An 8214-nucleotide genomic window follows, 5' to 3' on the forward strand; every position below is an offset into this window, starting at 1 on the left:
GCCCAGGACGCACCACAGCAGCACGGCCAGCAGCGGCAGCAGCAGCGGCGGTGGCGGCAGGCGGAAGCGGCGGGTGGCCAGCCGCAGGGCCAGCAGGACCGCCACCAGGGCCAGGCCGATCAGGATCCGCTCGATCGGCCCCATCAGCTCAGCGCCCGCCACAGCCCGGCCACCGCCAGGGGCACGCTGATGTTGTCGATGCCCAGCAGGGCCCATTGCTCCAGCCCCGTCGCCACCAGAGCGATCAGGGCGATCGAGGCTGGCGCCGGGCCACCACCCAGCAGCCCCAGGCACAGCAGCACCACCAGGCTGGCGATCCCCATGGCGGCGGTGCCCGCCAGGGAGCGGCGCTCGCCGAACACCGTCCAGCTGGGCGACGGGATCAGCGGGCCCAGCAGACCGGCCAGGCCGTCGCCGAAGGCCATCACCAGCACCCCCGCCGCCACCGTGGCGGGGTGGGCAGGCCACCACAGCCACAGCAGCAGGGTGATCGAGGCGCCGTAGGCGACCGTGCCATAGCTGTGCCGTTCCACGTCCTCGATGGCCGGCAGCACCCGCACCCGGTGGTTGAGGCCGGCCAGGAGGGTGATGGTGGCGGCGGCGGGCACGGCGACCAGCCGCTCGACACCGAAGGCCCAGGCGATCAGCACCACCGGCCCGGCGCCGATGTGGACCAGCTTGCGGCTCCATTCCCGCTGCCCCGGCCAGCGTTGGCGCAGCAGCAGGGCTCCGGCGCTGAGCAGGGCCAGCCAGAGGGCCACGGCCAGCACACCGGTGAGCCGGGCCAGGTCGTCATGCTCCGGTGGAAGGACCAACGCCAGCAGGGAAGCTTGGGTCAGGCGGCCTGGTGGAGGTTGCTCATCAGGCGCAGCTTCATGATCGCTTTGGCCTCCAGCTGCCGCACCCGTTCGCGGGAGACGTTGATCTGACGTCCGATCTCGGCGAGGGTGAGCGGTTCGGCGCCCTCGAGGCCGAAGCGCAGCCGCAGGATCTTCTGCTCCCGTTCGTTCAGCTGGGAGAGCCAGGCGCCGAGGTGCTCCTTCTGCAGATGGCGGTCCATCGAGTCGAAGTGCTCGTTGCTGGCCGGGTCGGCGATCAGCTCGCCCAGGGTGCTGCGATCTTCCTCGCCGCGGGCGTGGGCGTCGAGGGAGGCGCAGGGGGCGCTCTGGGTCATCAGTTCCTCGAGCTCCTCCGGCTGCATGCCCATGGCATGGGCCAGCTCGAGCCGGTTGGGCTGGCGCCCGAGCCGGTGGGAGAGTTCACGGGTGATCCGCCGCATCTTCGAGAGCTTCTCGCTGATGTGAATCGGCAGGCGAATCGTGCGGGCGCTGTTATCGATGGCGCGCGTCATGCCCTGGCGGATCCACCAGTAGGCATAGGTGGAGAACTTGTAGCCCATGGCGGGGTCGAACTTGTCGACGGCCCGCTCCAGGCCGATCGCCCCTTCCTGGACCAGATCGAGCAGTTCGAGACCCTGGTTCTGATACTTCTTGGCGACGCTGACCACCAGCCGCAGGTTGGCGGCCATCATGCGGTCGCGGGCCCGCTGTCCCATGCGCAGCTGGCGCCTCTGACGGGCGGTGAGTTCACCATCGACGAGGGCCTGGAGCTTCTTGCCGGCCTGGACGTGGTGGGCGAGTTCGATTTCCTCGGCCGGTGTAAGAAGAGGCACACGGCCAATTGTGCTGAGATACCAACCGATGGAGTCGGCGCTGATGCGCCCCCCCTGGCGGACCGTGGTCTTGGCTGTGGCTGTTGGCTTGGAACTGACTGAACCGCCGTTGGAATTCGTCCTGCTGGTGCTGGACGAAGCCCCGTCCCCACTGCTTTTCAGCAGCGAGAGGGCGGAATGCAGAGGTGTCCCCATCACCCCAGGCTCCCGAATGAATTTGGCCGGAATGTAGCACCGCAGGAAGGTTGAAACTCGAATCCAGCGGAAGAAGGTATGTATTTTGATCCAAGGAAGTGGCTTATGTCATGATGGCTACGCTTTGGGCTCGGGAACAAGCCCACCGCGCCAGCGTTCCATCAGCAGCTTCTGGGTCAGTTTCGGCTCACCGGAGTGCTGACGCTGTGCAAAGTGTCCATCGCTGTGCATGTGCCAGGCGCCCGTATCGGTGAGGTAAAGCTCAAGCAAGGCCTCGATCTGCTGCTGGAGCCTCGGGTCCTCGATCGGGGCCACGGCCTCGACCCGTCGATCAAGGTTGCGGGGCATCCAGTCGGCGCTGCCGAAGAACATCTCCGGCTGGCCGCCGTTGGCGAACCAGAACAGCCGTGAATGCTCCAGGAAGCGACCGATGACACTGACGACCGTGATGCCGTCGCTGACCCCTTCCAGCCCCGGCCGCAGGGAGCACATGCCGCGGATGATCAGCTCGATCCGCACCCCGGCGGCCGAGGCTTCGTAGAGCAGGGCGATGATCGCCGGATCGACCAGGGCATTCATCTTGGCCCTGATGTGGCCGCCGCGACCGGCCTTGGCATGGTCGATCTCCCGCCGGATCAACCCCTCCATGCCCTTGCGCAAGGTGACGGGGGCCACCAGCAACTTGCGGAAACTCTGCTGCTTGGAGAATCCGGTCAGGTAGTTGAACAATTCCACCAGGTCCTGGCCGAAGTCCTCCCGGGCCGTCAGTAATCCGACGTCGGTGTAGAGGGAGGAGGTCTTGGAGTTGTAGTTGCCGGTGCCGATGTGCGCATAGCTCCGCAGGGCCCCCTTCTCCCGCCGCACCACCAGCAGCACCTTGGTGTGGGTCTTGAGTCCCAGCACCCCGTACACCACATGCACCCCGGAGCGTTCCAGCTGGCGGGCCCACTGGATGTTGTTGTCCTCGTCGAAGCGGGCCTTGAGTTCCACCAGGGCCATCACCTGCTTGCCGTTCTCGGCGGCGCGGATCAGGGAGGCCACCACCGGCGAATCCTTTGATGTCCGGTAGAGGGTCATCTTGATGGCCAGCACCGAGGCATCGGCGGCGGCCTGGCTGAGGAATTCCTCCACCGAGGTGGAGAAGAGGTCGAAGGGATGGTGCAGCAGCACATCGCCGCGCCGCAGCACCGAGAAGATGCTCTCGAACTCCTCCTGCTTGATCGAACCGTCCTCCAGCTGGCTGCGCTGGGCCCGCACCAGGGCCGGCGCCGTGCGTCCCTTGTGGGGGGCATCCCGCAGCTGGCTGAGGGGGATCGCCATCAGGCTCATCAGGTCGTCGAGGCCCAAAGGGCCGTTGGTGCGGTAGACGTCCGCCGGCTCCACGTCGGTGCCCTCCATCAGCAGGTGCACCACCTCCTCGGGCATCTCGTCGGCCACCTCCACCCGCACCACCTCACCGCCCACCCGGCGTTTGCGCAGTCCCTCCTGCAGGGCCTCCATCAGGTCGTCGGCCTCCAGGTCCCGTAGCTCCAGGTCGGCGTCCCGGGTGATCCGGAAGAAGTAGTGCCCTTCGATGGTCATGCCGGGAAACAGCCAGCGCAGGTTGAAGGCCACCAGCTGCTCGAGCGGCACCGCCGTGTAGCCAGGGGTGGGCACGACGCCGCTCAGCTCGGTCGGGATCGGCACGAACCGCGGCAGGATCTTTTGGGGCACCTTCACCCGGGCGAACTGCTGGCGGCCCGTGTCCGGGTCGCGGATCAGGGCCGCCACGTTGAGGCTCAGATTGCTGAGGAACGGGAACGGGTGGGCCGGGTCCACCGCCAGGGGGGTGAGCACCGGAAAGATCGCCTTGCGGAAATAGTCGTCGGCCCAGGCCTTCTGGGCCTCGTTGAGCCGCAGGTAGTCGAGCAGCTGGACCCCGTACTCGGCCAGATGGGTCTTGAGGGAGTGGCGGTAGTGCTGCTGCTGCATCTCCAGCAGCGGCCGCAGCTTCTTCTGGATCGCCTCCAGTTGCTCCTGGGGCGTCAGGCCGTCGTCGCTGCGGCCGGTGACTCCCGCTTCCAGCTGCGACTTCAGCGACGCCACCCGCACCATGAAGAATTCGTCGAGGTTGTTGCTGAAGATGGCGCTGAACTTGGCCTGCTCCAGCAGCGGCGTTTGCTCATCGAGCGCCAGGGCCAGCACCCGATGGTTGAAATCGATCCAACTCAGCTCGCGGTTGATGTAGAGATCGGGAGCGACGACCGGCTGCGACGACATACGGCGGGGCCCCGCGGGCATCAGAGACGGCAACGTAGCAATGGCGATCCCGCCCTCAGGGTGTCGCCTCTGCTTGACGGTGGGATCCGGCCGCCACAAGCCACACCACGACGGCCATCAGCAGAATCCCCAGCCAGAAGGGACTGCGCCGGCCGATGGTCTCGTAGGCCAGCCCCGCCAGGGGCGGACCGAGGAAGCTGGCCAGGCTCTGCAGTCCCTGCAGGCTGCCCAGGGCGGCCCCCTGGCCGCTGTCGGCCAGTCGCCGTGACACCAGGCTGCGCAGGCTGGGGGTCACCAGGCCGGTGCCCAGGGCCAGGATCGCCACCGCCGTGAACACCAGGGGCACGGCGTTGCCCTGATCCGCCAGAGGCACCAGCAGGAAGCCCGCCATGACGCAGCCCAGGCCGATCTGGGTGAGGCGCCACTCCCCCAGCCGCTGCACCAGCGGGCCGATCAGGCCGCCCTGCACCACCGTGGCCACCACACCGACCACCAGGAAGGCGCCGGCCGACAGGCCCGGGCCCCAGCCGAAGGCCTGCTTGAAGTACAGCACCAGCAGGGCGGTGAAGCCGCTGAACCCCAGGAAGAACAGGAAGAAGGCGGCGCAGAGGCGGCGCACCCTCGGATCGGCGAACACCCGCTGCAGCTGGCCGAAGGGCTGCAGCTCCCAGGCCCTGGGCAGGGGCAGCCGCGCCTGGGGCGGATGGGTTTCCGGCAGCAGGGTCACCACCACCACCAGGTTCAGCGCGGCGAAGCCCACGGCGAGCAGCAGCGGCAGGCTCACATTGATGCGGCCCAGCAGGCCGCCCAGGGCCGGTCCGAGGATGAACCCCAGCCCGAAGGCCACGCCGATCAGGCCGAAGGCCCGGGCCCGCCGTTCCGGCGTCGAGATGTCGGCCAGCACGGCGGCAGCGGTGGCGGCGGTGCCGCCGCTCACCCCGTCGATCAGGCGGGCGGCGAACAGCAGGGCCAGGGGCAGACCGGCGGCGGCGGCCTCCGGCCAGACCCGGCCCCAGGGCAGGATCACGGTGAGGGCGAACATCCCCAGGCCCAGCACCGAGCCGGCCACGCAGGCGGTGATCACGGGCTTGCGGCCGTAGCGGTCGCTGAGGGCCCCGATCAGGGGGGTGAAGGTGAACTGGGCGATGGCGTAGCTGCCGGCCAGCAGGCCCAGGGTGCGGCCGTCGGTGGTGAAGTCCGCGAGCAGGAACGGCAGCAGCGGAAAGACGATGCTCTCCCCCAGCCGGTCGTTCAGCAGCGTCAGGAAGGCGCAGAGGAGGGTGGAGGGGCGCGAGAGTCGCACGGCCGGGCGCCGGGGATCCCTGCACCCTCCCATGCCGGGGTCACCCGCCCCGTCGACGGCCCAGGACCCCCTTGATCCGATGCTTGGCCCTGGCGACGGCGGTGCGCAGGGCCTGCTGCAGGGCGGCGGAGCGCGGCTGGGGGGCCCGGTACTCCTGATGGAACGAGGGCGGGATCCCCCGCAGGCCGTGGATCCTTCCGGCCGGAATCGGGTAGGGGCCGGAGGTGGCGGCCCTGCCCTGCTGATCGAGGTCCTCCAGCAGCCGTCGCCACATCAGGTAGCTGGCGTCGGCGTTGTACTGGCTGCTGACGAGCTGCCGGGCCGCCGTCGAGCAGCGCCGCCAGAGGGCGGGATCGTCGGCCAGCCGCAACAGGGCAGCGGCGGCCACCTCGGGATCCTCCGTCACCAGCAGGCCGGTGCGGCCATCGTCGACCAGCTCGGGGATGCCGCTGGGGATGCGGCGCACCACGGGCACCACCCCGGCCGCCATCGCCTCCAGCAGGGCGATCGGCAGCCCCTCGAAGTCGGACATCAGCAGGATGGCCTGGGCATCGAGCAGCCGCGCCTTCACCTGCTCGGGGGGGAGCGACCCGGTGAAGTCGATCGCCCCGGCGAGGCCGGCCTCGGCCACCTCCCGTTCACAGGCCGCCCGGGCATAGCCATCGCCGATCAGGGTGGCGCGGAGGGAGGCCTTCGACCGGCAGGAACGGATCAGCGTCCGGATCACCAGCGAGGCGCGCTTCTGGTGCTCCCAGATCCTGCCGCTGAACACCACCCGGAAGGGATCGGAGCGGAAATCCGTCGCCGCTTCCGGCACCTGGACCCCGTAAGGAATCACCCGGGCCGGCCGATCGATGCCCCTGGCGGTGCAGGCCTCGCGGATGTGGCGGGACACGCAGACCAGGACGCTGCCCTGACGGGAACCCCCGAAGGCCGCCACGGTTGCCCAGTAGTCGGGATCATCCGAGTGCAGGGTGAGCGCCCAGGGCAGCCCCCGGCTGCCGGCCTGGGCCGCCGCCGCGTAGTGGGCCGGCTTGCACTGGGGCAGGAACACCGTGGGCCGCCAGTGGTTGAGGAAGGCGAGGGTGTCCCGGGCGTCCGCCGCGAGGCTGGCCCGCCTGGGGGTCGCGAACACCGCGATGCCCTGGCGCCGCAGCGCCTTGAACAGCGGCGGTTCGCCATTGCCTTCCATGCTCCCTTCGCGGCCTCCGGCGCCGGGTGCGATCACGAAATGGATGGCGACGCTGACGCCATCGGCCGCCAGTCGGCGGGCCAGTCCCAGCACCCAGGTGGTGACGCCGCTGATGTCATCCGCCTGGCTGTAGTGGGCAAAGGCGACGCGCAATGACCACCCAGGGCTGCCGGATCAACGATAGTCGCGGCCACCGGGCAGGCCCGGTGCTGTCGCCTCAGTTGGTGGGCCAGCGCAGGTAGCGGCGGCGCAGCAACGGTGACTGCAGCAGCCGCGCGTACAGCCCCAGGCGCAGGGGGCCGTGCAGGACCCGGATCAGCAGCTTTTCCGCCAGCGATGGCCGGTAACGCCAGAGGTACTCGTAGAGAATCCAGTCCCAGCCGCCGCTGGTGGCCACGGCATGCCAGCGCCAGACAGGCGTCGGCCGGGTGATCCGCAGCACCGAGGCGATGGCGGAGGAGTACTCCGCGAAACGGAGTCGTTCCTGGCTGCGGCTGGCGGTGCTGCGGGTGGTCCTGTCGTGGCAGCGGAAGCCGGAGAGGGCCTCGGTGTCGAAGGCCACGGTTCCACCGATCCGCATCAGGTAGTGGCTCCAGAACAGCCAGTCGCCGGTGCAGCGCCGGCCGGCGGTCAGCGGGCCCAGGGCCCGCAGGCTCGCGGGATCGGGCTTGCGGAACACCACGCCACTGGCATTGGCGATGACGTTGCCCCGATCCATGTAGGTGCGGCACAGCTGCGACCCTTCGAGGGTGAAGGAGCGCTGCCAGCGCTCGGGATCGATGTGATCCGGCCAGAAACTCTGGTCGGCGATCGGATCGCCTTTCGCGTCAATCGAGGTGGTGCGGCAGTACGCCAGCACGCTGCCGTCCTCGAGGTGGCGCACCATCCGTTCGAGAAACAGCGGCGCGCAGGTGTCATCCGATTCCGCGATCCAGATGTAGCGACCTGTGGCCATCGCCATGCCGCGCAGCCATTGCGCGCAGGGCTGGCCTGAGTTGACCGCATGGCAGACCAGCCGGTGGGGATGGGCCCGCAGCCGCTCCCGGATCACCGCAAGGGAATCGTCGCTGGAGGCGTCATCGAGAACGATCAGCTCGAAGTCCTGAAACGTCTGCTCGAGAATCGATCGCAGCCGCTCCCCCAGGAAGGCCCCGTGGTTGAAGTTGGGTACGATGACACTCACCAAGGGCGACTGGTCGGACCGCTTCATGGCGGCGCCCCGCCTCGCTTCCTGCGGCCGACTGCCCCGCCCCGGCCGATTGCCCCGATGCCTTCTGCCACCTTGCCTCCAGGGGCGCTGACCTGCAGCTGAATGATCGTCGGATTCTGGATCGCCGTCACCGGGCTGGCGCTCGTGCTGTTCCTCGCCGTCCACCTCGGCGGCGTGCTGCTGGCCCTGGTGGATCCGCCGACGTTCGAGCGCTATGCCGCCTCCCTGCACCTGCAGGGCTGGCTTCCCTGGCTGGAGGTCGCCCTGCTGGCGGCTGCCCTGGCCCATCCGCTGCTCTCGCTGCATCGGGCCCACGTCAATCGTCAGGCCCGCGGCCCGGCAGCCGGCCCCCTGCGCAGCCGCCGCCAGGGGCCGTGGGAGCC

Annotated in this window: 6 protein-coding genes and 1 pseudogene; 1 reads left to right on the forward strand and 6 read right to left on the reverse strand. The window is 69.2% G+C overall.

Annotation, left to right across the window (positions count from 1 at the left end):
• Window positions 1–143 precede the first annotated feature (143 nt).
• From VB737_RS04070 to VB737_RS04095, 6 genes are all read right to left on the reverse strand, one after another.
• Entirely contained in the window at window positions 144–815 is a 672-nt protein-coding gene (locus VB737_RS04070; RefSeq protein ID WP_500311343.1) for a diacylglycerol/polyprenol kinase family protein, read from the reverse strand.
• Window positions 816–835: 20 nt separating this feature from the next.
• Entirely contained in the window at window positions 836–1867 is a 1032-nt protein-coding gene (locus VB737_RS04075) for a sigma-70 family RNA polymerase sigma factor (protein ID WP_500311345.1), read from the reverse strand.
• Between the two features lie 117 nt (window positions 1868–1984).
• A complete protein-coding gene (ppk1, locus tag VB737_RS04080) occupies window positions 1985–4126 on the reverse strand; it encodes a polyphosphate kinase 1 (RefSeq protein ID WP_500311347.1) in 2142 nt (713 codons plus the stop codon).
• Window positions 4127–4181: 55 nt separating this feature from the next.
• Window positions 4182–5462: an MFS transporter gene (locus VB737_RS04085; protein WP_500311349.1), complete on the reverse strand. Its 1281-nt coding sequence runs from the start codon at window positions 5460–5462 to the stop codon at window positions 4182–4184.
• A gap of 7 nt (window positions 5463–5469) precedes the next feature.
• Window positions 5470–6774 (reverse strand): glycosyltransferase family 4 protein, encoded by a 1305-nt coding sequence (locus VB737_RS04090; protein WP_500311350.1) that lies wholly within the window; start codon window positions 6772–6774, stop codon window positions 5470–5472.
• A gap of 64 nt (window positions 6775–6838) precedes the next feature.
• Complete coding sequence (locus tag VB737_RS04095; protein ID WP_500311352.1) at window positions 6839–7831, reverse strand: glycosyltransferase family 2 protein; 993 nt, start codon at window positions 7829–7831, stop codon at window positions 6839–6841.
• 102 nt (window positions 7832–7933) lie between these two features.
• Here VB737_RS04095 and VB737_RS04100 point away from each other — a divergent pair.
• A pseudogene (locus VB737_RS04100) lies at window positions 7934–8214 on the forward strand (succinate dehydrogenase); the annotation flags it as partial.

Origin of the sequence: Synechococcus sp. BA-120 BA3, from assembly GCF_034931285.1 — a bacterium.
In the GTDB taxonomy this organism is placed as follows: domain Bacteria; phylum Cyanobacteriota; class Cyanobacteriia; order PCC-6307; family Cyanobiaceae; genus Cyanobium.